Origin of the sequence: Paraburkholderia phenazinium, assembly GCF_900100735.1 — a bacterium.
Lineage (GTDB): Bacteria > Pseudomonadota > Gammaproteobacteria > Burkholderiales > Burkholderiaceae > Paraburkholderia > Paraburkholderia phenazinia.
Genome location: NZ_FNCJ01000019.1, coordinates 56506 through 80846 on the forward strand (window position 1 = coordinate 56506; position 24341 = coordinate 80846).

The window sequence follows — 24341 nt, forward strand, 5'->3', positions numbered from 1 at the left end:
CTCAAACCGGCAGGACGGAAGAAACCAGCGTTTGCGTGTAGGGGTGCTGCGGATCGTCGAGTACCTGATCGGTCAGTCCCGCTTCGACTACCTCGCCGCCTTGCATCACCATCAAACGATGCGCGAGCAGGCGCGCTACGCCGATATCGTGCGTGACGATCAGCACCGACAGATGCAGCGTGGAGGTCAGCGTGCGCAACAGGTCGAGCAGGCGCGCCTGGACGGACACGTCGAGACCCGCGGTGGGCTCGTCCATGAACACGAGGCGCGGCCCGGTGACGAGATTGCGGGCAATCTGCAAACGCTGCTGCATGCCGCCGGAAAACGCTGCGGGGAATTCGTCGATCCGCGTCGGGTCCAGTTCCACCCGCTCCATCCACTGCGTCGCGGTGTGGCGAATCTGCCCGTAGTGGCGCGCGCCGACCGCCATCAGCGGCTCGCCGATATTGGCGCCGGCCGATACGCCGCTGCGCAGGCCGTCGCGCGGATTCTGCTGCACGAAACCCCACTCGGTGCGCATCAGCAAGCGCCGCCGCGGCTCGGAGAGCGCCCGCAGATCGAGCTGCTCGCCGTGCGTGGCGTGGTAGTGCAGTGTGCCGCTATCGGCCTCGGTGCGCAGTGCGAGTGTGTTAAGCAGCGTGGTCTTGCCCGAACCCGATTCGCCGACGATGCACAGCACCTCGCCCGGATACAGATCGAAGCTCACGTTGCGGCAGCCGTTACGGCCGCCGTATTGCTTCGTGAGGGCGCGGGTGCTCAGCAGCGGTGTCATGCGCGCGGTCATGCGGATTCTCCTTCGGCCTGGTCGCCTGCCGGCTGTTCGCGGCGGTCGTGGCAGTAGTCGCTATCCGAGCAGACGAACATGCGCTTGCCGGCATCGTCGACGATCATCTCGTCGAGGAAGCTCTCTTTCGAACCGCACAATGCACAGGCGTGTTCCCAGTGCTGGATTTCGAACGGGTGATCGTCGAAGTCGAGGCTGCGCACCTTGGTGTACGGCGGGATGGCGTGGATGCGCCGCTCGCGCCCGGCGCCGAACAACTGCAGCGCGGGGTTCATGTTCATCTTCGGGTTGTCGAACTTCGGGATCGGCGAGGGCGAGCTTAGATAGCGTTCGTTGACGATCACCGGATAGTCGTACGTCGTGGCAATGCTGCCGTGATGCACGATGTCCTCGTACAGCTTCACGCTGATCAGGCCGTAGTCGGCCAGCGCATGCAGCTTCTTGCATTCGGCGACGCGCGGTTCGAGCCGGTATAGCGGTTCGGGCATCGGCACCTGGTAGACCAGAATCTGCTTGTCGGTGAGCGGCGTTTCGGGAATCCGGTGACGGGTTTGCACGATGGTTGCCTCCGAGGTGCGGCGCGTGGTGGCCACACCGGTGGTGCGCGCAAAGAAGCGTCGGATGTTGACGGCGTTGGTGGTCTCGTCCGAACCCTGGTCGATCACCTTCAGCGTGTCGCTACGGCCGATGATCGCGGCGGTCACCTGGATCCCGCCTGTCCCCCAGCCAAACGGCAAGGGCATTTCGCGCGAGGCGAACGGCACCTGATAACCCGGTACCGCGACGGCTTTTAACAGCGAGCGGCGGATCATCCGCTTGGTCTGCTCGTCCAGATAGGCGAAGTTGTAGCCTTCGGCCGCGCTGTCGTAGGGCTCGCTGCTCAGTTGTGTGTCGGGCGCGTTCATGCCGCTTGCTCCTGCTGATCCTGGCCGTTGGCGGTTTGCGGCGCAAGCGGCGTTGATGCCTGTTCTGCCTGCTGTGCCGCCTGCTCGGTTTGTCCTTCCTGTGCTGCATGTTGTGCCCGCAAGCGGCGCACCAGTTCGAGTTCGGCCTGGAAGTCGACGTAGTGGGGCAGTTTCAGATGCTGGACGAAGCCGGACGCTTCGACGTTATCGCTATGCGACAGCATGAATTCGATATCCTGGGTCGGCGACGCGAGCGTTTCACCGAGTTCTTCGGCGCGCAGTGCTCGGTCCACCAGCGCCATGGCCATCGCCTTGCGCTCCGAATGACCGAAGGCGAGACCGTAGCCCTGCGTGAAGGTGGGCGGCACCTCGCCGCTGCCGGCGAACTGGTTGATCATCTGGCATTCGGTGATGTCGATCTCGCCGATCTCCACCGCTTCGCCCAGTTCGTCCAGTTCCATCTCGACGCTCACCGAGCCGAAGCGGATCTCGCCTGCGAACGGATGCGAATGCGCGTAACCGCGCTGCGTCGCATAGCCCATCGCCAGCAGAAAGCCTTCATCGCCGCGCGCGAGATTCTGCAGGCGCGTGGCGCGATTTGCCGGAAACGCGAGCGGTTCGCGCGTCAGGTCGCCCGGTTCGGCTGCGTCGGGGGTGGGCGTTTCCTGTTCGATCAGGCCTTCCTTGTTGAGCAGCGTGACGACACGCGGCATCGCTTCCGGCTTGGCGTCGAGCGCTGCTGCGGCAAGCTTGCTGGAATCGCCGCCCGCCTCGTCGCCATTAGCCTGTGCTTCAGCCATCAAGGAGAAATCCAGCAGACGTTGCGTGTAGTCGTAGGTCGCGCCGAGCAGTTGCCCACCCGGCAGGTCCTTGAAGGTTGCGGAGATGCGCCGCTCCACCACCATTGCTTCGCTATCGAGCGGCTGCGTGTAGCCAAAACGCGGCAAGGTCGTGCGATACGCACGCAGCAGGAAGATCGCTTCCACCAGATCGCCGGCGGCCTGCTTGATGGCCAGTGCGGCGAGTTCTTCGTCGTACACCGAACCTTCGGTCATCACACGGGCCACCGAGAGGCGCAATTGCTCGCGGATCTGCCCGACGCTCAACTCAGGCAGCCGCGGATCGCCGCGGCGTGACTTGTCGAGCAGGCGCCACGATGCTTCGATCGCGCGCTCTCCACCCTTGACGGCAACGTACATCAGTTCACCTTTGCATGAGTTGTGCGCGGCAAACCGATCAGCGTGTTGCCGCAGACGAGATAGCAATCGATGCCGCACGGAAACAGCGGCGCGAGGCTGGCGCGCTCGCGCCAGAAATGTTCGGGCAGGCCGAGCGGCGAGATAGTGGCGCTGCGCTCGATGCCGGGGCCGCTCAGCACGACGTGTGGACCGCCGCTCAGCGCTTCCACACGGATCAGCAAGGTCACCGATTGCTCCGGCGTTTCCGCGGCGCCAAGCGAGAAGTGTTCGAGTTCCGGCAGCAGCGCGGCGTCATGGATATAGGCAAACGCGGCCTCGTGCACCTCGTCGACGAGCGGCGCGCCGGTATGAAAACGCAGTGCCGACGCCAATGCTGCGTCCGGTTGTGCGAGCCAAACCGGCGTAGAGTAATCGCACAACGTGAGCAGTGCCGCCAAGGCAGCCAGATCGGCGCGCGAGCGGTGCGAGCCCGAGGCTTGCGCGGCCGGCAGGACGTTTTCCACCACACCGACCGTGCCGGGCCGCGACAACGCGTCGAGCAGCGTGCGGAACACCGCCTGAGTATCGTGCACCGGATCGACAAAACCAGGGGCGAGGGTGGAGAGGGCAATCTGTGAGGAGTTCATCGCATGTTTCGTCAGGTTGTCCATCAGTCGCCCCGTACCATCGTGAAGAATTCGACCCGCGTCGACGCGGCTTCGTGACGGCGTGCGACGCGTTGTTCGGCGAGCTGGGCGGCGAGCGGTTCGATCAACTGAACGTGTAGCCGCGCATGCTGCTCGGGCAATTGCAGCAGCGCGTCCGCAATCGCAGCGAGTTCGGCGCGGCGGCGGTCGCGGCCCAGATGACAGGCCACGCCCACCGGCGCGTCCTCGGCCGGGGTACGCAAGCGCAGCGTGGCGCGGGTGACGGTGGCTTCGCCGAGATTGAAGGCGTCGCCGCTGCCGCCGACGCGACCGCGCACCATGGCGAGCCCGGTTTCGGGCGGCCGCAACCAGTCGAACTCCGGTGGGCTCGCGCCATCCAGCGCGCGAGTCAGTGCGGCTTCAAGATCGGCGCGCGGCGTGTGCGCAAGCACGGCCATCCATGCGCGCCGCATGGCGGAGGAAGGCGAGGCGGCAGTGACACTAGGGGCACTCATCGGGGTTCCTGTTGATCCAGCGAGTCGTCATTGGACCATCTATTCATCTAAACGTCTAGACGTTTAGAGGTAAGATGGTTGTGCCTGCAGCACGCTCGTGTTTTCATATTTCCATCACGGCTTGCGCACTACAATGCACGTCATAACGAATATTTGAACTGAAGGGAATGACAGCACCATGACATCGAACGACACCGCCATGCCGGGCACGCAGCTCGAACGGGGCGCGGGCGTTGCCGTGTGGCGGCAGATCGAGCAGATCCTCGCCGCTGAAATTGCGGCCAGCGGCTTCGGCGCGGACGGACGCCTGCCGAGCGAAGGCGAACTGGCCAAGCGCTTCGACGTCAATCGCCATACCGTGCGGCGCGCCATGCTGGGACTGGCCGCTTTGGGCCTCGTCAGTGTGGAGCAGGGGCGCGGCACATTTGTGCAGCCTGGTGCGATCGACTATACGATTGGCCGCCGCACGCGCTTTACCGAGAATCTGCGCCAGCAGCACCACACGACAGCGGGTGCGATGTTGTCGGCGGCGCGGGTGAAGGCCGAACCAAACGTCGCCAAGGCGCTGGGCTTGCGCGCCGGCGCAGCGGTTTACCGCATCGAGACGCTCAACGAATCGGACGGTGTGCCGCTCACCTATGCGCGTAGCTGGTATCCCGCGGCGCGCTTTGCGGACCTGCCCGAGGTGCTCGAGCGTACCGGTGGCATCACCAAGGCGCTGGCCGAATTCGGCGTGTCCGACTACCTGCGCAAGTGGAGCCGCATCGGCAGCGTGCTGCCGGAGGCCGAAGTGGCGCGGCGCCTGAATATCAACCGGCAGCAGCCGGTCTTGTGGGTCGAGAACGTCGACGTCGATCTGGAAGGCGTCCCGGTCAAATACGGTGTGACGCACTTCGCTGCGGACCGCGTGCAACTGATGGTGGAAAACGACTTATGAGCAGCGCGGCGTGGGTGGCGAACGAGGCGAACGAAGGGTTCGAATGGTCTGCCGAAGCGCGTTTTGCGGTGTATTACGCACCGTCGCGCGAGTCCGCCTGGTGGCAGGCCGGTTCCGAATGGCTCGGCGGCGATGTGGAGAGCGGCTTGGGCTACACGCCGCCGCAACCACCAGCGCTCGTTCGTCCAGTGAGCGAGCTGACTCAGGCGCCGCGCCGCTACGGTTGGCATGGCACGCTGGTCGCTCCCTTTCGGCTTGCTGACGGCGTGACGCCGCGCACGGTGCTCGACGACGCGCGCCGCTGGGCCCAGCAGCACACCCCTTTTACCTTGCCGGTGGAAGCCGCCACGCTCGGCGATTTCGTTGCGCTGCGGCCGGCTGAAGCTGCGGGCGAGGCTGGCATGCGCGAGTTGGCCTCGAGTGCGTTGCGCACGCTCGGCGGTTTGCGGGCCAAGCCGCCCGCTGCTGATCTGGCGCGCCGCATGGCCGCCCCGTTGACCGAGCGCCAGCGCGCCTTGCTGATCGAATGGGGCTATCCGTATGTATTCGACGAGTTCCGTTTTCATATGACGCTATCGAGTTCGCTCGAAGCCGCGGATGAGCGTGCGGCCCTCGTCGCGTGGTGGCACGAGAGGGTTGCCGAACTTGGGCCCTTGGTGGTCGACAGTGCGGCGCTGTTTGTCGAACCGGCGCCGGGCGAACCCTTCATGTTGTGGCAGCGCTTGCCGTTTCAGACTGTGGAGTGAAGCAAGAATGAATGGCCGTTTGATCTATGTGATGGGCCCGTCCGGCGCGGGCAAGGATTCGCTGCTGGGTTTCGCGCGCAACCGGGTCACGAGTGAGCCCATCCTGTTTGCGCATCGCTACATTACGCGGCCGAGCGGCAACGGCGAAGATCACGTCGAGCTGACGCTCGAAGAGTTCGAGACGCGCTCCGCACTCGGTCTCTTTGCCCTGGAATGGTCGAGCCATGGCTTGCGGTACGGCATTGGCATCGAGCTCGACGGGTGGCTCGCACGCGGCTGTACGGTGGTCATCAACGGCTCGCGCCAACATCTGCAGCAGACGCTCGACCGTTATCCGGCGGCCGACATTGTGTATGTGGATGCGGCGCCGCACGTGCTCGAAGCGCGTCTCGGCGCACGAGCCCGCGAAAGCGCGGCGCAGGTCGCGGCGCGGCTCGCACGGCGCGCACCGTTCTCGGTGCCGCACGGTGTGCACATGACCACGATCGACAATTCCGGTGCGCTCGAAGACGCCGGCCGCGCGTTTGTCGAAGTGGTGCGTGGCGCAGCGAGTCACGGTCTTTAACGGCGCGGGCTTAACGAAGCACGCTTAGCGGCCGCGCCGAACGAAGCAAGCTTTATTGCGCGCTATAGCGGATAGCGGCGCTCTACACCGCCACATTCCGCGATTTGCTGACCGCTTCCTGCAAACAGGCGACGAATTGCTTGACCGCAGGCGTCGGCAGCAGATCGCGGCGCGACAGGATGCTCAGTTCGTAGTGCGGCAGTGCTTCCTCGATCTGCGCCACTTGAATGCCAAGCGGCGCCATCATGGCCGCGAGCGGCCCGGTAAAGCAACTGATCACATCGGTTTGCGACACAAGCCCGAGCGTGACCGAGAACGACGACGGCGCACGCAACAGGCGCTTGGGCAGCGGCAGGCCATGCGCGTCGAACATCGCCTTCATCACGCTATGCGGGAAGTGGTCTGCGCCGACCGTGAGGATCCACTCCGCGTCCAGCAGTTCGTGCAGATGTTTGACGTTCGCGAGCGGATGCCCTGCGCGCATCACAATCACGAACTGGGTCGAATAGAGCTGCACCTGCACCAGGTCGCTATCGAGCGCCTGGACATGGTGGATCGCCGCGATATCCAGCGTGCCGTTGCGCAGCCTCGCGACGGCGTCGGGCACCGTCACTTCTTCCAGATGCAGATTCACCCGCGGCATCGCCCGCCGGAAGGCCAGCACGGCCTGTGGCAAGGCCGTCAGCGCGATCGACGGCATGGTGCCGACGCTGACCTTGCCCGCCAGTTCGCCTTTGACCTGCTCGACCGCTTCCAGGGTGCGCTGCATGTCGCCCAGCAACTGCTCCGCGCGCGGCAGCAGCGCCAGTCCGCAGGCCGTGAGTTCGATCCCGCGCACGCTTCGCACCATCAACTCGGCATTCAAGGCGTTTTCCAGCTCGCGGATCGTATGTGTGACCGCCGGCTGCGTCACGCCCAATTCGCGTGCCGCAGCGCGCAGACTACGGTGATGTGCCGCGGCGACGAACGCCTGCAACTGCTGAAGCTTCATAGGGTATTCCTGGATATAAAGCTTGTTAATCGGGGTGAAAAAAACAGCATCTTATTCGAACAAAATGGCGTGGCTATAGTGCTCGCCAGTTCGCCGTGCTGATTGCGGCGCCAAACCATTCGGAGTCCATGATGAGCGAAGCATCCCAACCCAGCGGCCAGTTCACCGAAGTCGAGCATCTGGCGCCCGCAGGCGAGCGCCTGCGTGAAATCCGTCATCACATTCACCATCATCCGGAGCTGGCGTACGAAGAGGTCGCGACTGCGGCGCTGGTCGCCGAAAAGCTCGAACAATGGGGCTGGCAGGTGACGCGCGGGGTCGGGCGCACTGGTGTGGTCGGCACGCTCAAGGTGGGCGACGGCGGGCGCAGCATTGGCATTCGCGCCGACATGGACGCGCTGCCGATCATCGAAGAGACCGGTTTGCCATACGCGAGCGGCACGCACGGCAAGATGCATGCGTGTGGCCATGACGGTCACACTACGATGCTGCTCGGCGCCGCCGAGCACCTGGCGAAGACGCGCCGGTTCTCGGGCACCGTCCATCTGTACTTCCAGCCGGCGGAAGAAAGCGGTATCGACAGCGGCGCCAAGAAGATGATCGAAGACGGCCTGTTCGAACGCTTTCCGTGCGATGCCGTGTTCGGCGTGCACAACCACCCGGGCGCGGAACCCGGCGTATTCCTGTTCCGCAAGGGAGCGTTCATGTCGGCGGGCGACAAGGCCATTATCACGATCGAAGGCGTTGGCGGTCATGCGGCGCGTCCGCACCTGACGGTGGATCCGGTAGTGGTGGCGGCAAGCATCGTGATGGCTCTGCAGACCGTTGTGGCGCGCAACGTCGACCCGTCGCAACCGGCGGTCGTGACGGTCGGCTCGATGCACGCGGGCACCGCCAACAACGTGATTGCGAGCACCGCCAGGCTCGAATTAAGCGTGCGTTCGTTCAGCCCGGAAGTCCGCGCATTGCTGAAAAAACGCATCACCGAACTGGCCGAGAGCCAGGCGCAGAGTTATGGCGGCAAGGCGGTGGTCGAGTACATCGAAGGCTACCCGATGGTCGTGAACTCGGACGCGGAGACGGCCTTTGCGATTGAAGTGGCCCGTGAGCTGGTGGGCGATGACAAGGTGGTCGCGCAGGCCGACATCCTGATGGGCAGCGAAGACTTTGCGTTCATGCTGCAACAGCGGCCGGGCACGTTCCTGCGCATCGGCAACGGCGTGGGCGAGGACGGTTGCATGGTGCACAACCCGCATTACGACTTCAACGACAGTAACCTGACGGTCGGCGCGGCTTATTGGACGCGGCTCGTCGAGCGCTATCTGGGGCAATAAGTCGGGCAATGAAAGCCGCAGCGAGCGATGCAAGGAGTGAGACGCTAACAAGGTAAGGAAAATGGCCCCCGACAAACATTGGGCGTTGCGCGTAGCGGATGCGCGGGCCTGGGTGTTGTCGCTCGGTGCTGATCTGCCCACCTTGCTGGGCGAAAGCAGGCTACAGATGGTTGCAGGAAAACTCGTAGTCAAGTCGCCGCCGGGCGGGACTGACCTGCCCATCCGGCAGCCCACGACCGACAAAACCCGCCCCTGGTGTACCCGTTGATCCTGCCTGCGCGAGTGGCCAGGATTTGCCTGCACCGCAGGTCCGACAGGTTCGCTGGAAAGCCGCCATTGTTGAGCACTGGCCGCACATTATTCGCGCGCATGGCATGGACCCCAGTCCGCGCACCGTGATTCGCCACATCCGGGCACAGGATAAGTCGGGCGATATCCTGTCGCACGACGTCGCCGACGAACTGAAGTGGCGAACCGAGAGTGGCGCGCACAAGGTCGTCAAGCTGAAAACGTTCAGGAACGCACTCAGCGAACTGCGCGCACAAGGTTTGCTCCGACACTGAAGCCCCGCAGGGGAGCACCCCGCGCTCCCCTGGTTCTGCAACGCATACCGCCGTTACTGCGATGCCGTTTCCTTCTCCTTGCGGCCCGGTCTTTTCTGGCCGCCATGCTGTTGCACTTCCTCAAGCCGTCCCGAAATTATCCCGGAATTGTCCCGAAACTATCCCGAAACTATCCCGAAACTATCCCGACTAGTCTCCCGATGTCCCGACTAGCGTCCCGGTATCCCGGCTAGCCACACGGGATTCATGAGCACCGGTAGATTCCGTTCCGTCGCGCCACACGGTGCAGCGCATAACCGGAATCAAGAGGACATTATGGAAATCGGACTGAGCACGAATCGCCTTGCGCAATGCCTGGGCCTTCAACCCGACACGTTGCGCGTGGCACTGTGCCGCAACGGTTCGTATTACGGCGTGAAGCCGCTCAAGCTGCCCAACGGTCGCCTTGCGTGGCCAAACGATACGGTCGAACGTATTCTCGCGCTGAACAGCGCGTCCGCCCAGTAAGTGCCGGAAACGCGCGATGCACTGCTGCGCCCTCTGCCCGCACAACGAGAACACATGCGCGTGTTTGGCTGCACTGCCTGCGCGGGCATATCTCCCCGTCGTGACCGATATTGGTGGTGCGCCCACGCCCGTGGGCGACGCCGCGCTTGATGCGCTGTACCGGCTGCTGGCACGGCGTACTGCTGCCCGCAAGACTGTCGCGCACCGCGCACTGCCGCTCATTCATCGGGTTTGGTAAGCGCATGGCTATCCTCAATTCATTCAGCACGATCAGCCCGCACATGCCGCAGCATGCATGGCGTGAGGCGATGCTCGGCAAGCTGCCGGGCAAGTGGGCGCGAAGCATGTCGCGCCGTCTGGAGATGCTGGACCGCCAGCATCACGACTGGATGCACGGCAATGTCTACCTGCGCGAACATGTCGCCAGCTACGCCGAAGCCGTGCTGCCGCTCACCGCAACCCTGTCCGATATCCGCGACTGTGCCGTGCGTCGCGCGGCGGACGCGTATGCCCTTGTCGAGCGTCTGGGCGATACGGCTTCCATCGTGTCGCACCTGACCGCGCTGTGCCAACGCTGGCGCATCGCGGCACCCAGCGTCGAACGTCCGGGCGGATTCATTGCCCGCGTGATCGATCCGGGCTGGTGGGCGCGACGCCTGCGCGCGATGCACGGTCGCCAGACCGAGGCGCTCGCAATCCGCCTTGGACTGGTGAGCGCACGCGCTGACCAGTACATCAGTGACGAAAATCTGCGCCGCAGCGTCGCGCAGGCCGAACGCAATGCGCAGATGCTGGAGCGCACGCAGGCGATCAACGAAGACGGCGAGATTTTTACGCTCGCAGAGCTTGCGGATAAATCCGTCAGCAACCCGGCGATCCGCCGGGGTGAACTCATGCTGCGCATGCGCGGCATGGAAGAGGTCGCGCAGGAACACGGCTGCGCGTGCGAATTCGCGGTCGTGACGCCGCCCAGCCGCTTCCACGCGGTGCGCGCCAATGGTTCCGTCAATGAGAAATACGAGGGAGCCACGCCCCGCGACACGCAGGACTATCTGCAACGGCAGTGGAGCCGGTGCCGCGCGTGGTTGCAGCGCCGTGGGGTGAGCTTTTACGGGATGCGCACGGTGGAAGCGCACCGGGATGGCACGCCGCACTGGAACATCCTGGTGTTCATTCGCGAGCCTGCCGATGTATCAGTCTGGCGCAAGGCACTGGTGCGCTATTTCCTGCTCAACGATTCGCCCGACGAACCCGGCGCGCAGCAGCATCGCTTGCGCTTCGAACGTATTACGGCGGACCAGGGCGGAGCCGCCGCTTACATCGCCAAGTACATCTCGAAGAACATCGACGGCAAAGGCATCGAACTGGACCTGTACGGCGAACCCATTGCGAAGACGGCGCAGCGCGTGCAGGCGTGGGCGAAGCAATGGGGCATCCGGCAATTCCAGGCTATCGGCGACGCACCGGTCACTGTGTGGCGCGAACTGCGTCGCATCGAACAGGCTGCAATCGCGGATTCGCCGGACGCGTTGCAGCGCGCGTGGGCCGCCGCGCAGCGTGTGAAGGGTGCAACAGATGAGGAAAACAAACGCGCGGATTACGCGGAATTCATCCGTGCGTGCGGTGGCCCGTGGATCAAGCGTAAAGACGCGTTGATGTGGCTACATAAAGAGGAACAGGAAGGCGTGGGTCGCTACGGCGATCCGCTGGGCGCACGTGCGGCGGGCGTCGTCGTGCGCGGTGAGTGGGCGCTCGACAAGGGCGGCATCGTCGGCGTGATCCGCACAGTAATGGCGAAAGCCATTGCGAGCGTGCGCCGCACGTGGACGATTGTGAAGGCCGCAGCGTCAAAAATTTCGCCCTCTCGGACTCGTGTCAATAACTGTACGCAGGAGCAGACCAAAGAAGAACAGGAACCCAAATTCAACCCCATGCAGGACCACTTTTATTACTTTGAACAGGATTACTTACAGTATGAAAATCACCTATACCCAGCATGCAATGCGGCAGCATCAGGCTCGTAGCACGGCAATTTTTCGCGCTGCCGACGAACTGAAGGCGGCGCGGGAGAAATTCCGGCAGGCCGAAATGGCCTACCGGATCGCATTGGACAAGAAGCCGGAAGATTACACGCCCTCTCACGGCGACGTGCAGCACCTGTGCACGGATTGCTAAACCCGCCGCCGGGGGTTACCCCCGGCACATTGATAGAAACACGAATTGAGGTATCACCATGAATGCATGGCAAAAGAAAAGCGAAAAAGCGAACATCGAATATGAACGGACTCTCACCGTGCTCAAAGAGGCACGCGAAGCCTACGAAACCGGCGCGGGCAAAAACCTGGCCGAAACGACGGCGAACGCACAGCGCTTGCGCGAGTTGATCGTGCAGCAGAAAGACGCCGCTGAGGCCGCCCAGGCCGCATTAGGCGTCGCATTGCGGAGTTCGAATGCGGCGGTTACGCAGGCGTCGAAAGACGCGCTGTCCGCCCGGCGTAGTGCGGAAGATATGGCAGACGCCTATCAGGCCATGCTTGACGAGACGGTGACGGCGCAGATCGAGGCGACCCTGGCGGCCGACGATGCGGCGAGCAGGTATGAAGGGGCGTGGCAACTGGCGAACACCGCACAGGTTAGCCAGATTGCCTATGCGGCACTGGCTGAATGCGGCGAGGTGATCGCGCGAGCGATGGCCGCAGGCGGGCGCGAGATCATCGAGCGGGAACTGCAACACTGGAAGCCTGACGGGTCGGATGATGCGGCGCAGGCACGGCGTGAAGCGCTAGGCCACTTCAGCCTGGGGGCGCTGCATGACGGAGACCGGCTCGGGACAGCCGCCCGGTGCCAGATCGTTGAGCCGGTGCTGCGAGGCGAACGTGACGGCTTGTCGTTGCTGCGCGACCTGTGCTCGCGGCACTACCTGAGTGCGGCGTTTGCCGACGCGCTGCGTGCGCTTTACGCCCGACATGCTTCCAGCTGAGCGACGCCCACGACTTTCAGGCCACACGCGCAGGGGCGATCCTGCGTGCGTGGCAGGCTATCCCCGACCGGAGAAAACATGAGATTCACGATTGCCTGCCCACTGTGCTCGACGCGAGCCATTGCACGAACGAGCCGCAAGCTGTCGGACACGATGCGCGAAATCACGTTTCGCTGCGATAACGATGAATGCGGGCATGTCTATATTGCCCAACTGGAGGTCGTGCGAACCATTGTGCCTTCGGGCAGATACGGCTCGCACCCTGATATTCCATTGTCCGGGCGCAGTCGTGCGGCGCACTGGCAGGCACCGCACCAGTAGTGCATCAAAACGCACCGACCGCGCATCAAAATGCATCATTCCAGCGCGCCAGAATCGGCCCTGAGTGGCTTGCGGCGCGGGCCCAAGGGGTCCCCCCTGCCCCCTGCATCAAAAACCAGCCCCACAAGAGAAGAGGGCAGGTGGGGAGGGGACCGCAATTTCCGGCTGCCGGTCTCCCTTTCCTGGTCTGTTGCACGGTTTTGGTTTTTGCGGCTCAACAACCCTTGACAATTCTTGTCTTTTTCAAGATGGGTTGTCCGGTAAATTCATCCTGTAGAAGTTCGGTTGTATATCCGACACAGACTGGAGCCTCATGAAAGGGGTTGTCCGGACAACCCCAAAAAAGAAACAGCTTTTAAAGGGACGCATATGGCGGAAGCTGATCGCATAAGAACATATCTGACGGGGCGGCAGTCTGCGCACCTGAAACTGAAGCCGCGCAAGCCGCAGGGAGTTGACCGGGACGCTGACACCGGCAGGCCGAAACCCGCCCCTGCCGTATCGGTCGTATCCTGGGAAGTGCATGAGGAAATCAGCGAGCCGTACCGGGTCAAGGCCGTCATCTCTACGCCGGAACCGGTGAGCAGAAAGAAGGTACTCGGGCAGTTAGCGGAGTTCTCGATCCAGCCTGAGGATGGGCGCGAACTGCGCAAATTCAACGGTTTTGTGTCACGCTTCGATCTGGTATCGGAATCGCGTGACGGTTGCACCTATCGCGTTGTGATCCGCCAGCGGCTTGCTCTCCTCGACGGGCCGAGTAACTGCGTCACATACCAGCGGATGACATCGTGGGAGATCATCAGGGCCGTCCTTGAGCGTCACGAAATCCGCTTCTGGATGCAGGTGGAATTTCGCCTCAGGCGTGAACATCCGAAACACGACTTCCGGTTCCAGTTCAACATGGGGGACTGGGCCTATATCAAGCTGGAAATGGAACAGGGTGGCCTGTTCTGTTTTACGACGACCGGCGAACATGGCGACGTCCTGGTTATTGCCGATGACTTAGACGGCTACGAGCGGCCCTACCTCACAGTGCTTGACCGTCCCACTGCCGGATTGTCAACGTTTGAAGAGTCCATCTTTTCCTTCAAGGTCAGCACGCGTACCGTGCCGGAATCTTTTGTCGTTGCGGATTACAACCCGGAAAGTGCGTGGGAAGTTCTGCGTAACGAAAGCAGCGCTGCACCGGATGACGGGACGATGGTGGGCACACCCTACGTCTGGGGTACGCATCATGAAGACGCCGAGGGCGCAAAGCGCGAGGCGCACTTGCGGCATGAGGCGGCGCTTGCACAGCAGGTCCGCTACAAGGTGAAGTCGACCGTGCTGGCACTCAGGCCGGGTCGTGTCGTGCGTTCTGATCGGGCGCTTGAAGATACGACATGGGGCATGTTGGTTACAAAGGTCGTGCATAGCGGCGCGCGCAACGCCAGCTATATGAACCGCTTCACCGCCATTCCGGCCGACCGTCCGTACCGGACGGCCATCGACGAAAGCCGGTGGCCCAAAATACATGGCACACTCGGAGCAACGATCTGTTCTCCTGATAAATACAAATTTGCCTACCTGACTGACAAGGGGGAGTATGTCGCGCGCTTTCATTGCGACTTCGGCAACTGGCCCAAAGGCGCGGAGAGCGTTCCGCTGCGACTGGCGAAGCCCTTTGCTGGCAAGAACCATACGGGCATGCACATGCCCGCGCTGGACGGCGACGAGGCCCTGGTGGGCTTTCGCGAAGGCAACCCAAACAAGCCGATCCTGGTGGGTTTCGTCCACAACAGCCAGCGCCCCGACCTCATCAATTCCTCGCGGCGGCGCATGTCGCGCAACGAAATCCGCACACAGTCCAACAAGCTGTGGATGGATGACTTTGACAACCAGCAGGGTATCGAACTCAGCACCGAGCATTCGGGCCGCTCGCAGCTCAACCTCGGTTTTATACCGGACGGTGAACTGAAGGAGCGTGGCGCGGGCGCAGAACTGAGGACTTCGGGGCATCTGGTCGGGCGCGGCGGTGCTGGCGCGATGCTCACGGCCTATAACCAGGCCGGTGGCAGCGGCAAGGTGCTCGCGATGGATGAGACGGATGCGCAACTGACGGATCATCAGGTGTTCGTCAAGTCACTGGCCGATTCTGCCGGGGCGTCGAAGGCATCGCCAGCCGATCTGGATGCGCAGCAGGCGATCCATGACGGCCTGAAGGAACTGAAGAAACCTGGTGTCCTGGTCAGTGGTCCGGGGCCAGTCGGCGTGGCATCAGGCGACGGTGTACATCTTGCTGCCGATGGCTCGATCATCGGCAGCGCGAAGAAGGGCGTGCATTTCAGTACGCTCAAGCGTTTCACCGTGGCCGCGCGTGATCTGGTATCGGTGTTCTCGCAGAAGGGCATGAGCCTCATTACCTCGGCGGGCGATTTCGTTGCGCAGGCCCAGCGTGGCCGCATGCAGCTTGCCTCGCAGGAGGACATGTCTGTCGAGTCGGTCAACGGCGTGGTTCACGTGAAGGCGGCGAAGGAGATCATCCTGAACGTGAACGGCAGCTACGTGAAGATCAACGGGGGTGGCGTCGAGATCGGTTCGCGTGGCGGCGTGCTGTACCGCACGGCTGGCGTAAAAGGGACCGGGCCTGCACAGATGGACCTGAGTGGCGCGGCTTTCGCTCCTGCGTTCGTGCCGTACACGTCAGCATGCGAGGTGTGGCGCACCAACCCGGGCTTCGTACCTCCACCAGTGCCTGCGCCCGCCCTCGACGCAGGCGCAGTGCCGCCTGCACCGTCGCCGGATATGGGAGCGGTGCCACCGTCATTCCTTGGTGGCATTTTCGGCGGGGGTTCAGCCACGGATTCTGAAAAGCCGGGTAATGGTGGCTTGACGATCAATGACCCGGAAAATGAAAAGGCTTATTGTCTTCCTCCTGATCCGATTCAGTTAACGAGTCCTGCGGCCTGTAACTGGCAACTGGCAGATTTTGTTGAGTCGGCAACGATGACACGGGAGACACCGACATATCAGAAGTACGGCTGGACGAGAGCCGAGCGTCTTACGAACGGTGGTCAACCTGTCATGTGCGCTGGAACGGCACCGACTACGTGCCAGTTCACCTATGATTCAACCAATAAAACGTTGAGCGCCAAGGTCGTGACTGCGTTGGTGCCGCGTCTGCTGGTCAAAATGAATCCTGCGACCGGAGAACCGGTGCGCGATGAAAATAACGAGTACATTGTCGTGCAATACGAGACGTTCGGAAATGGCGCGAATTCTCATAAAAGCTTTGCAGAGCAGGGGCTGATGCTGGTAGAGCGTGACCTGAAGGATGTTGACGCTTCAACGTACAAAAGCCAGATTGAAAAGACGTTGAATCAAGGCAATTACAAGCTGATCTTGGACGGCTGTTCCAAGGGGGCAGCCTGTGGCTGCCGGATTTCGGTGAAATTTTGCGCGGACGTGCACGTAGTAAGGGCGGCTGATGCTCCTGCGCTCAATCCGAACATCACGATTAATCTGTATCCGACTACCGCACGGGCTGATGCCAATAACTGGCCGGAAAAAGAGTTTGATTTGCAGGCAACTGCAGGGCGATATGCAGAAAAAACTACGCAAACGAAAGCACATGAAACGGGCCATCTTTTCAATTTCCCGGACGAGTACTGGCAACAGGGTGGTTTTGTACACTCAATTTACGTCAATGATGGGCTGAACATCGATTTCAACCTTGCGGATGCAAACAGGGCAAAGAATAATTTCTGGATAATTGAGACCGATACTAATCTTATGGGCGGCGGATGTCTCAAGCCTACGGCAACCACGTCGCCGTATTACCTTGAATATATTCGTAGATGGTTTTCCGCACACACCAATAAGCTGTGGAGGGTTGGTTATGACGCGTCTACCAAGAAATCTTGATCGAATGATTCAGTCATTTTTGTTGCTGCTAATTTTTGTGTTGATGGGAGGTAGATGCGTTATGGCAAATGAATTAGATAGCGATGCCATGAAGCCCGGTGCTTTTACCATATCGGAGTCTGGCGGACTTCAATATGGCTCTAGGCAAATGAGCTTTGATGGCGACAGTAAATTCTACTTTGCCAAAGGTGACACAATCAACGATGAAACCCGGACTGGCGTTGGCGTATTTGCTCTCAATCTGCAAAATAGCGATGTGCAGAAACTGAAAGACGTGGTGGCGGCTTTATGTGACAAGGACATTCAAACGGGTGGGCCGGAAACCCATGACCCTGCCGCGACATTTACCGTCGTCTGTCTGGAGGATGGTAAAGCCGTACAGCGGTCGGGTTCGGTGCGGCTGATTCCAGAGAGCTTCAGGCACCGGGTGTTTGACGTCCCTCTAAGGTTAGCGCAGCAGGCATGGACGGACGGTGGAAAGGTCATCAAGCTTGATTTCACGACCTTGAGTGTCGTGCAGAATGGTGATCATTATGTTGTTTCGGTGCGCTTCCTCAATTCCGGGGCACGGTGGATTAAATTTAAGACGCCGGATCAGTGGCCTGGTACTACTCCAGGCGGAGGCCTTGGTGTCGCGCCGTATAGCGAGCTTGGAAAAATGCAACCCCGTGATGATTGGGGGTTTAACCTGTCTGGTGCAAAGCAAATAAACAAAGATGAGTTTCCAGATGGATCGGTTTTTCTCAAACCTGGAGAAAGCATAGTATTTAAATTTGAAGCGGCCCCGGATAATAAAATCGCCAAAGGCGAGTATGATTTCTCTGGCGTGGCGTTTATGAAAATTGAATACGAAGGCTATGGATGGGGGCTATCGCAACAGGTTGATTTTAGACCGATAAAAACACACATCACCATTGACCGTGATTACCCTTCTACGGCGCAAGAACGTGAGCAGTGGGAAGCGACGCATCGCGCCGCCATGTCGTCTCAACCAGTCAAGCCTGGCGAGACATTCGCGGAGGATGGCCTGTACCGCGCGGTGACGCTGATTTCGGGTGTCCGCTACCGCAGCCTTCAGGTCAAGCCGTTCAAGGCTGGGGACGTCGCCACCACCGAAAACGTGAAGATGCCGATGGAGAACGGGAACGGCATCAGCATCAACGGGCCGGTGCAGTGGGAGTGGCAGGCCACCGCACCGACACCTGTCAAGCAGTATTCGTTTGACATGATTGAAGACACCCAGCAGTTCTGCGCGCCGGGTTCGACGTGTCCGCGCAGCGGGCGCTGGGTTGCCCGCATCAATGCGGGATCGAGTTCCCTGTACCCGGAATACCGCCATGACCTGTCGAGCCTTGTGACGCTACGGCGCGGCCAGCCGATGCCCGCCATCCGGGGTGCAGGCGAGGTGGCCGATTGGGAATGGGTGGGAGCCTGAGATGGGAGCACGCGCCCATATTTACGAAGGCGACCGTACCACTGCGCGCGGGACTGTGGCCGATGGCATCGATGGCACCGGCTACAACGGACGCAGGATGGGCTATATCGGCGCACCCGTGACCTGTCCGGCCTGTGGCACGACCGGCAGGATTGGCCGCAACGGTGAGCGCTTCGAACAGGACTGGTACGGCAAGGTGCCCGCGCTGGAGGGCGACTTCTGCCTGTGCGCCTGCAACCCGAAACCCAGGCTGCTTGCCTCGCAGCACGAATGGACAGTTGACTGACTGGAGGCTGGATGAGTTTTCGCTGGAACCTGCAGTTCCCGTCCGAGCAGGCGGCCTATGAGCCGCTGCCCGTCTGGTTCTATCTCCTGCTATACCTGCTTGTCGAGGGTGTCGCCCTCGCCATGGTGGTGCCTGGCCTGCCGAAGTATGGCGCCGTACCTTGGGACAGAGTCGTGCGTTACGCGGTCGCGGTGCCGTTTTTCTGCTGGCTGGCAATGAGTTGTATTGTGTACTGGTTTTCGTATGACATCCCGGCGACGCTGGCCGCATACCACAACTCGGCACGCTGGCACCAGATAAGCGGCTGGCAACGGCAAAGCCGCTCGGGCATGGCGGTGCTCGACAGCGTGATCCTCACGCCTGAGCCGGACCTGGCCGAGCGCATGCTGGCACTAGAAGGCACACCGCCCGAGAATCCCGGCAAGGTCATGGCGCTGGGAAGCATCGCGGCGGCCGATGATGGTTCGCGTCTGGCCCGCCTGCTGGATGCGCTGCTCGCACCAATGGCTGCACGGCTCGCGCAGGTGGCGAAAGGCGGGTCGTTCGAGATCGTGATGCAGTGCGACCACGAGGTGCTGTCCAGCGAGGTTCTGGCAGCCTGGGGCAGGCTGGCGCTACCGGGTAAACCGGTGGTGCGGTGGCTCGATAACCGCCGCGATGTTGGCTTTGCGGACAAGTGGTTTGAGGACGAGTCGCGCCCGAACGGCTGGTACGGACATGACAGGACACCGAAGTATCGTCTCCTGTTGACCTGGCATCTGAACAAGGTCGGGCCAGATGCCGTACACAAGGATTCTGAAGCGGCAGTGGCGTTGCTGCTGGGTTCGCCCGCACTCATGTACGAGAAGCCGGAACTGAAGCGCCAGGCATGGCTGCTGCGCCAGATTACGGGCGACGCCGATCAAGCGGACAGACTGCTTGCCTTGTTGCTCAATGCCGAACAGGTGCCCAGCGAGCGTATCCGTCACTTCTGGCACAGCGGACTCAAGGGGCTGGCACAGCATGCGACGCTTGGCGCTGTCAGGGAGTCCGGCCTGAAGGTGGAAGCGCACGCGCTCGATCCGGCCATCGGCCCGCAGGCCCCCGCGGCGCGCTGGCTGATTCAGGCGCTGGCCGCGAAGATGGCGCATTTCGGCCAGGGGACACAACTCATTGCCGTGCCTCACGAACAGGGTATCGCGCTGAATCTGGTGGCGAAGGAACCGGCTCCGGTGAACGTGCCATGGAAGGAGGAATACGGCTACAAGCTGGTGCTGGGTCCTGAATTCGCCGCGCTCGTGTCGCTCTGGACGGTCGGCATGCTGCTGTCACCGGACACGGGCTGGAGTTCAACGGACACGCTTGTTACGTGCTTGACCGTCTTTTTCATGCTGGTGTTTTTCATCATCCGTCATCCTGGACTCGTCTCACGGATGGCGGAATCGACGCTGGAGTTTGTGGCAAGCGTGATTGGATTTTGAATAGGAGAACCACATGCCGAATATGCAGGATATTCCGCACCGTTCGAATCACGCGTGCAGTCGCGTGCAAGATGGCGCAGGGTCTACATGAAGGTCCATGTCAGCAAGTGGCTGCTGTTGATCATCGCATGTGCGGTCCTGCTCACGGCCATCGCCGTGTGGGGCTGGTGGGACCGGGAACCGGTCTGGTGGTATCCCGTAGCCGTAGCGGTGTTTGCGTGGCTCAGCTTCGCAGGCGTGATGGTCCTGTCAACAATCCGCGGCTGGCGATCCTATGTCTCGACCATCATGTACATGGAAGCGCTTGAAGATGGCCTGTGCAAGGACAGACCATTCACCTGGGAGGGGCGCGACCGGTGGTACAAGGAACACGGTTCTCCTTGGCGGCTGCAACCTGTGCCGGAATCCATGCTGATGCACCAGGGCACGGAAGACTGGCCCATGGTCTGAAGCTTGAGAGTGATTTTTAGCGAGATGTCAATGGGCGACGTACATCCCCGGCAAGGCTGTCGCAGTGCGACAAGGATTCCCAGTGACGCGATTGCGCCAGCAAATCGGTTACACGCTAGTTACACGACAGAGGAGAATGGAAGCGGGGTTGTAGGCCTTTTTTGTAACTATTTGATTTATTTGGTTATGTTGCTGATGGTCTAACCCGCGATGCCTTTTCGAAGGCGGGCTGGCGGATGCCGTTCGTGCTCGGCGTGCTGATCGCGCCGGTCGGCCTGTATCTGCGCCGCCGCCTCACCGACGATACGCCCGGCGCGCATCATCACGGTTTGCAACGCGGCGTGCTGCACGAGCTGTTTACCCAGCACTTGCGCACGCTGCTGTTGATCACGCTTGCTGTGATGGGCGGCACGGTTTCGACGTATGTCCTGACCTTCTATATGCCGACCTATGCGATCCACACGCTGGGCTTGCCGATGTCCCTATCGATGCTGGTCGGTGTGGCCTCGGGTCTGGTCGTGCTGATCATGTGCCCGCTGTTCGGTTTGCTGTCCGATCGGTTGAGGAGCCGCAAGCTGCCGATCCTGTTCGGCCGCGGCGTGCTGGTGCTGGTGCTGCTGCTGTTTCCGGCCTTCATGTTGATGAACCGCTTTCCGACGATCGCCGCCATCATGCCGCTGACCGCGCTGATGCTGGTGTTCTACTCGATGGGCTCGGCGTCCGAGTTTGCGCTCATGTGCGAATCGTTTCCTCGGCATGTGCGGGCCACGGGGATTTCGATTGCGTATGCGGTAAGCGTCTGCGTGTTCGGCGGCACGGCGCAACTGGTGGCGACGTGGCTGGTGCGGGCGACCGGCAGCAAGCTCGCGCCCGCCGCCTACGTCGCGACGTGCGTCGTGATTTCGTTGATTGCCGTGTCGAACCTGCGGGAGACGGCCGATAAAGTGTTGGATTGAGCGCTGGACCGAGCCGCAGCCTAGCCCCTCCGCGCCACCAGATCCGACACGTTCTGCGCCGCCTGCTGCAACGGCTCCAGAAACGCCTTCACCATCTGCTTGGCCGAATTGCGCTGGGCATTGCCGCTGATATTCATGGCCGCGATCACCCGCCCTTGCCGGTTGCGGATTGGCGCGGACAGCGAGATCAGACCACCTTCCAGTTCCTGATCGACAATCGCCCATCCCTGGCGGCGCACTTGGGCGATGATCTTTTTCAGCTCTTCCTTGTCGGTGACCGTGCGCGGCGTGTGAGCGTACAGCGGCGTCGAGCCGAGCGTGGCGTCGAGCGCTGCGTCGTCGAGCGCGGCCAGCAGCACGCGACCCATCGAGGTGCAATACGCCGGCAGGCGGCTGCCGATCGACAGGTTGATCGTCATGATCTTGTGGGTCGGCACGCGCAGCACATAGACGATTTCGGTGCGATCGAGCACGGCTGCCGAACAGCTTTCGTGGACCTGCGCCGAGAGTTCTTCCATCACCGGCTCGGCGAGGTTCCAGAACGGCATCGAGGTCAGATAGGCGAAGCCGAGATCGAGAATCTTCGGCGTCAGGCGGAACAGGCGTCCTTCCGTTTCGACATAGCCGAGCGTCTGCAAGGTCAGCAGAATGCGCCGCGCGCCGGCCCGCGTGAGGCCGGTGGCGGCGGCGACGTCGGTGAGCGTCTGCTCGGGGCGTTCCGCGTTGAACGCCCGGATCACCGCCAGACCGCGCGCGAACGACTGCACATACGAGTCGCCCGGTTTGTCCGGGGCGTCCGTCGTGTCGGGCGCGTTGGCGGGATCGGCAGGGGACGCTTGCGGGGCTTTGCTCATAGGCCTCTTCAGGGAATGCATGGGGTAACGGGGCGTATCACCGGCGTGCGTCGCTGCGGCGGAAGCCGCGAGTGAGGAGGAGGTGCACCCAGCCTGCACGTAGACGCGCAGAAAGCCGTGAAGATAGCTTATGCCTTGCATTTCGCCAACCTCGCCGATTTTGTATCGGCGTTGCGCCTTGCCGAACGTGGCGTGCGAAGGGGCGATCCACCCTTGGTGGATCCCGCGGCGCAAGGGGGGCAGCACGACCAGGGTTTCCGTGGATGCAGATCCTGCCTCAAATTTGTATGATGACCCGATCACATGATCAATTGAGAGCCGCATGTTCGAGAAGATTCCCGCCCGCGCACTGAGCGACACGGTTGCGCAGCAATTGCTCAAGCAGATCGATAAAGGCACCTTCGCGCGCGGCGGCAAGCTGCCGACGGAAGCCGTGCTGGCCGAGCAGTTCGGCGTCAGCCGCACGGTGATTCGCGAAGCGATTTCGCGCCTGAAGAACGAGGGCGTGGTGGAGCCGCGTCAGGGCAGCGGGGTGTTCATCGCGGCGCACGGCGCGATCCGGCCGCTGCGCATCGACTACGCGGAAGCCGTCGAAGCCGGCTCGGTGTTGCAGATTCTCGCGCTGCGCCGGGCGATTGAGGCCGAGGTCGCCTCCGAGGCCGCGATGCGGCGCAGCGACGCCGACATGATGTTGATCGACGCCGCGCTGGCGAAGATCGACGAGGCGGTGGCCGAGGGGCACGACGGCGTCGCTGAGGACGTGGCCTTTCATCGCGCCATCGCCGAGGCCACGGGCAATCCGTATTTCCTCAAGACACTCGCGTTCCTGAATCAGTACCTCGAAGCCGGCACCGTCGTCACGCGCCGCAACGAGGCACTGCGTGAAGACTTTTCGCGCCAGGTGCGCGACGAGCATGCGGCGATTGTCGCGGCGATTCGCGCGGGCGATCCGATGGAGGCGCGCAACGCCGCTCGCACGCATATGTACAACGCAGCCCGCCGCCTGGCGGAAGCCGGCATTTGCTGAGGTTTGGCCATTGATCCTTGATTGAGACGTGAGTGCGCTGGCGCACTGGCAGCGTGACCACCTCGAACGATACGAATCTCACCCGGAGTAGAGCATGTCCAGAAATGTCGGAGTCATCGGCCTGGGGGCAATGGGGCTGGGCGTTGCCCACTCGTTGCTGCGGGCAGGTTTCAGGGTGCACGCCTGCGATTTGCGCAGCGCCGTGCTGGAGCGTTTCGCTACGGACGGCGGCGTTGCCTGTGCCAGCCCCGCTGAGCTGGGGGCGCAGTGTGAGGTGGTCATCACGCTGGTGGTCAATGCGGCGCAGACCGAGGCGGTATTGTTTGGCGCGCAGGGTGCCGTGGCCGCCATGAAGCCGGGTGGGGTGGTGATTGCGAGCGCGACGGTTGCCCCTGACTTCGCGATTGAGCTCGGCAAGCGCATCGAGGCCGCCGGTCTGCAGATGCTCGACGCGCCTGTCTCGGGCGGCGCGGCGCGTGCCGCCTCCGGCGAGATGACCATGATGACCTCGGGCCCCGCCGCTGCCTACGCCGCCTGTGAGGACGTGCTGGCCGCAATGGCCGGCAAGGTCTACCGGCTGGGCGCGGCGCACGGTGTCGGCTCGAAAGTGAAGATCATCAATCAGTTGCTCGCCGGCGTGCATATTGCCGCCGCCGCGGAAGCGATGGCGCTCGGCCTGCGCGAGGGCGTCGACGCCGAGTCGCTCTACGACGTGATCACGCATAGCGCGGGCAATTCGTGGATGTTCGAAAACCGCGTGCCGCACATCCTCAAGGGCGATTACACGCCGCTCTCGGCGGTCGATATCTTCGTCAAGGATCTGGGTCTCGTGCTGGATACGGCACGCCGCTCGAAATTCCCATTGCCGCTTTCGGCCGCGGCGCATCAGATGTTCATGATGGCGTCGTCGGCCGGGCACGGCGGCGAGGACGACTCGGCGGTGATCAAGATTTTCCCCGGCATCGACGTGCCGGCCGCGAAGTCATAGCAGGAGCGC

General features: G+C 62.1%; 25 protein-coding genes and 1 pseudogene. 19 read left to right on the top strand and 7 right to left on the bottom strand.

The features are described 5' to 3' along the window. Nucleotide 1 precedes the first annotated feature (1 nt). The 5 genes from phnK to phnG are packed head-to-tail and all read right to left on the bottom strand — an operon-like array spanning nucleotide 2 to nucleotide 4029. Nucleotides 2-772 carry a phosphonate C-P lyase system protein PhnK gene (phnK, locus tag BLQ92_RS31105; RefSeq protein ID WP_090691694.1) on the bottom strand — a complete coding sequence of 257 codons (771 nt, stop codon included), beginning with the start codon at nucleotides 770-772 and terminating at the stop codon, nucleotides 2-4. Nucleotides 773-780: 8 nt separating this feature from the next. Beyond that, on the bottom strand, nucleotides 781-1689 hold the full coding sequence (locus BLQ92_RS31110; protein WP_090691335.1) for an alpha-D-ribose 1-methylphosphonate 5-phosphate C-P-lyase PhnJ: 909 nt from the start codon (nucleotides 1687-1689) through the stop codon (nucleotides 781-783). Next, nucleotides 1686-2888, bottom strand: a complete 1203-nt coding sequence (locus BLQ92_RS31115) for a carbon-phosphorus lyase complex subunit (RefSeq protein WP_090691338.1) — start codon at nucleotides 2886-2888, stop codon at nucleotides 1686-1688. The genes BLQ92_RS31110 and BLQ92_RS31115 overlap by 4 nt, the downstream gene beginning before the upstream one ends. Beyond that, nucleotides 2888-3514, bottom strand: coding sequence for a phosphonate C-P lyase system protein PhnH (gene phnH / locus BLQ92_RS31120; protein WP_090691697.1), 627 nt, complete (start codon nucleotides 3512-3514; stop codon nucleotides 2888-2890). The genes BLQ92_RS31115 and phnH overlap by 1 nt, the downstream gene beginning before the upstream one ends. A gap of 23 nt (nucleotides 3515-3537) precedes the next feature. Next, the gene (gene phnG / locus BLQ92_RS31125) at nucleotides 3538-4029 is read right to left on the bottom strand and encodes a phosphonate C-P lyase system protein PhnG (protein ID WP_090691341.1); all 492 of its coding nucleotides are present in this window, start codon (nucleotides 4027-4029) and stop codon (nucleotides 3538-3540) included. A 178-nt stretch (nucleotides 4030-4207) separates the two neighbouring features. Between phnG and phnF the strand changes: the two genes are divergently transcribed. From phnF to phnN, 3 genes are read left to right on the top strand one after another with little or no spacing between them, the layout of a single operon-like run. Further along, complete coding sequence (gene phnF, locus BLQ92_RS31130; protein ID WP_090691345.1) at nucleotides 4208-4966, top strand: phosphonate metabolism transcriptional regulator PhnF; 759 nt, start codon at nucleotides 4208-4210, stop codon at nucleotides 4964-4966. Beyond that, on the top strand, nucleotides 4963-5712 hold the full coding sequence (locus BLQ92_RS31135) for a DUF1045 domain-containing protein (RefSeq protein ID WP_090691349.1): 750 nt from the start codon (nucleotides 4963-4965) through the stop codon (nucleotides 5710-5712). Before phnF ends, BLQ92_RS31135 begins: the two co-directional genes overlap by 4 nt. 7 nt (nucleotides 5713-5719) lie before the next feature. Further along, the gene (gene phnN / locus BLQ92_RS31140) at nucleotides 5720-6277 is read left to right on the top strand and encodes a phosphonate metabolism protein/1,5-bisphosphokinase (PRPP-forming) PhnN (RefSeq protein WP_090691352.1); all 558 of its coding nucleotides are present in this window, start codon (nucleotides 5720-5722) and stop codon (nucleotides 6275-6277) included. 82 nt (nucleotides 6278-6359) lie between these two features. Here the strand turns inward: phnN and BLQ92_RS31145 are convergent, their stop codons facing one another. Beyond that, nucleotides 6360-7268, bottom strand: a complete 909-nt coding sequence (locus BLQ92_RS31145; protein ID WP_090691355.1) for a LysR family transcriptional regulator — start codon at nucleotides 7266-7268, stop codon at nucleotides 6360-6362. 131 nt (nucleotides 7269-7399) lie between these two features. Between BLQ92_RS31145 and BLQ92_RS31150 the strand changes: the two genes are divergently transcribed. The 14 genes and pseudogenes from BLQ92_RS31150 to BLQ92_RS31215 all read left to right on the top strand — a co-directional run. After that, on the top strand, nucleotides 7400-8602 hold the full coding sequence (locus BLQ92_RS31150; protein ID WP_090691699.1) for a M20 aminoacylase family protein: 1203 nt from the start codon (nucleotides 7400-7402) through the stop codon (nucleotides 8600-8602). A gap of 61 nt (nucleotides 8603-8663) precedes the next feature. Then, nucleotides 8664-8870 (top strand): hypothetical protein, encoded by a 207-nt coding sequence (locus BLQ92_RS31155; protein ID WP_090691358.1) that lies wholly within the window; start codon nucleotides 8664-8666, stop codon nucleotides 8868-8870. 106 nt (nucleotides 8871-8976) lie between these two features. Continuing rightward, on the top strand, nucleotides 8977-9165 hold the full coding sequence (locus BLQ92_RS31160; RefSeq protein WP_090691361.1) for a hypothetical protein: 189 nt from the start codon (nucleotides 8977-8979) through the stop codon (nucleotides 9163-9165). A gap of 315 nt (nucleotides 9166-9480) precedes the next feature. Further along, complete coding sequence (locus tag BLQ92_RS31165; RefSeq protein WP_090691364.1) at nucleotides 9481-9672, top strand: monooxygenase; 192 nt, start codon at nucleotides 9481-9483, stop codon at nucleotides 9670-9672. A gap of 242 nt (nucleotides 9673-9914) precedes the next feature. Then, nucleotides 9915-11696, top strand: a complete 1782-nt coding sequence (locus tag BLQ92_RS31175; protein WP_090691370.1) for a replication endonuclease — start codon at nucleotides 9915-9917, stop codon at nucleotides 11694-11696. After that, nucleotides 11647-11847: a hypothetical protein gene (locus BLQ92_RS39650; RefSeq protein ID WP_143016707.1), complete on the top strand. Its 201-nt coding sequence runs from the start codon at nucleotides 11647-11649 to the stop codon at nucleotides 11845-11847. The genes BLQ92_RS31175 and BLQ92_RS39650 overlap by 50 nt, the downstream gene beginning before the upstream one ends. A 58-nt stretch (nucleotides 11848-11905) precedes the next feature. After that, nucleotides 11906-12652 (top strand): hypothetical protein, encoded by a 747-nt coding sequence (locus BLQ92_RS31180; RefSeq protein ID WP_090691373.1) that lies wholly within the window; start codon nucleotides 11906-11908, stop codon nucleotides 12650-12652. Between the two features lie 78 nt (nucleotides 12653-12730). Continuing rightward, complete coding sequence (locus tag BLQ92_RS41485) at nucleotides 12731-12973, top strand: Ogr/Delta-like zinc finger protein (RefSeq protein ID WP_090691378.1); 243 nt, start codon at nucleotides 12731-12733, stop codon at nucleotides 12971-12973. A gap of 369 nt (nucleotides 12974-13342) precedes the next feature. Further along, the gene (locus BLQ92_RS31190; RefSeq protein ID WP_090691382.1) at nucleotides 13343-16876 is read left to right on the top strand and encodes a type VI secretion system Vgr family protein; all 3534 of its coding nucleotides are present in this window, start codon (nucleotides 13343-13345) and stop codon (nucleotides 16874-16876) included. Continuing rightward, entirely contained in the window at nucleotides 16851-18311 is a 1461-nt protein-coding gene (locus tag BLQ92_RS31195; protein WP_175772392.1) for a hypothetical protein, read from the top strand. Before BLQ92_RS31190 ends, BLQ92_RS31195 begins: the two co-directional genes overlap by 26 nt. Nucleotide 18312: 1 nt before the next feature. Beyond that, the gene (locus tag BLQ92_RS31200) at nucleotides 18313-18597 is read left to right on the top strand and encodes a PAAR domain-containing protein (protein ID WP_090691387.1); all 285 of its coding nucleotides are present in this window, start codon (nucleotides 18313-18315) and stop codon (nucleotides 18595-18597) included. An 11-nt stretch (nucleotides 18598-18608) separates the two neighbouring features. Next, on the top strand, nucleotides 18609-20057 hold the full coding sequence (locus BLQ92_RS31205) for a hypothetical protein (protein ID WP_090691390.1): 1449 nt from the start codon (nucleotides 18609-18611) through the stop codon (nucleotides 20055-20057). Between the two features lie 87 nt (nucleotides 20058-20144). Further along, complete coding sequence (locus BLQ92_RS31210) at nucleotides 20145-20507, top strand: hypothetical protein (protein ID WP_090691393.1); 363 nt, start codon at nucleotides 20145-20147, stop codon at nucleotides 20505-20507. A gap of 221 nt (nucleotides 20508-20728) precedes the next feature. Continuing rightward, nucleotides 20729-21463, top strand: a pseudogene (locus BLQ92_RS31215) (MFS transporter); the annotation flags it as partial. A 20-nt stretch (nucleotides 21464-21483) separates the two neighbouring features. Here BLQ92_RS31215 and BLQ92_RS31220 read toward each other — a convergent pair. After that, nucleotides 21484-22317: an IclR family transcriptional regulator gene (locus tag BLQ92_RS31220; protein ID WP_090691397.1), complete on the bottom strand. Its 834-nt coding sequence runs from the start codon at nucleotides 22315-22317 to the stop codon at nucleotides 21484-21486. 322 nt (nucleotides 22318-22639) lie between these two features. On the opposite strand from BLQ92_RS31220, the gene BLQ92_RS31225 reads away from it, so the two are divergent. Together BLQ92_RS31225 and ltnD are read left to right on the top strand one after the other, a co-directional pair. Next, the gene (locus tag BLQ92_RS31225; RefSeq protein WP_090691401.1) at nucleotides 22640-23344 is read left to right on the top strand and encodes a FadR/GntR family transcriptional regulator; all 705 of its coding nucleotides are present in this window, start codon (nucleotides 22640-22642) and stop codon (nucleotides 23342-23344) included. A 94-nt stretch (nucleotides 23345-23438) separates the two neighbouring features. Then, on the top strand, nucleotides 23439-24332 hold the full coding sequence (ltnD, locus tag BLQ92_RS31230; protein WP_090691403.1) for an L-threonate dehydrogenase: 894 nt from the start codon (nucleotides 23439-23441) through the stop codon (nucleotides 24330-24332). The last annotated feature ends 9 nt before the right edge of the window (nucleotides 24333-24341 follow it).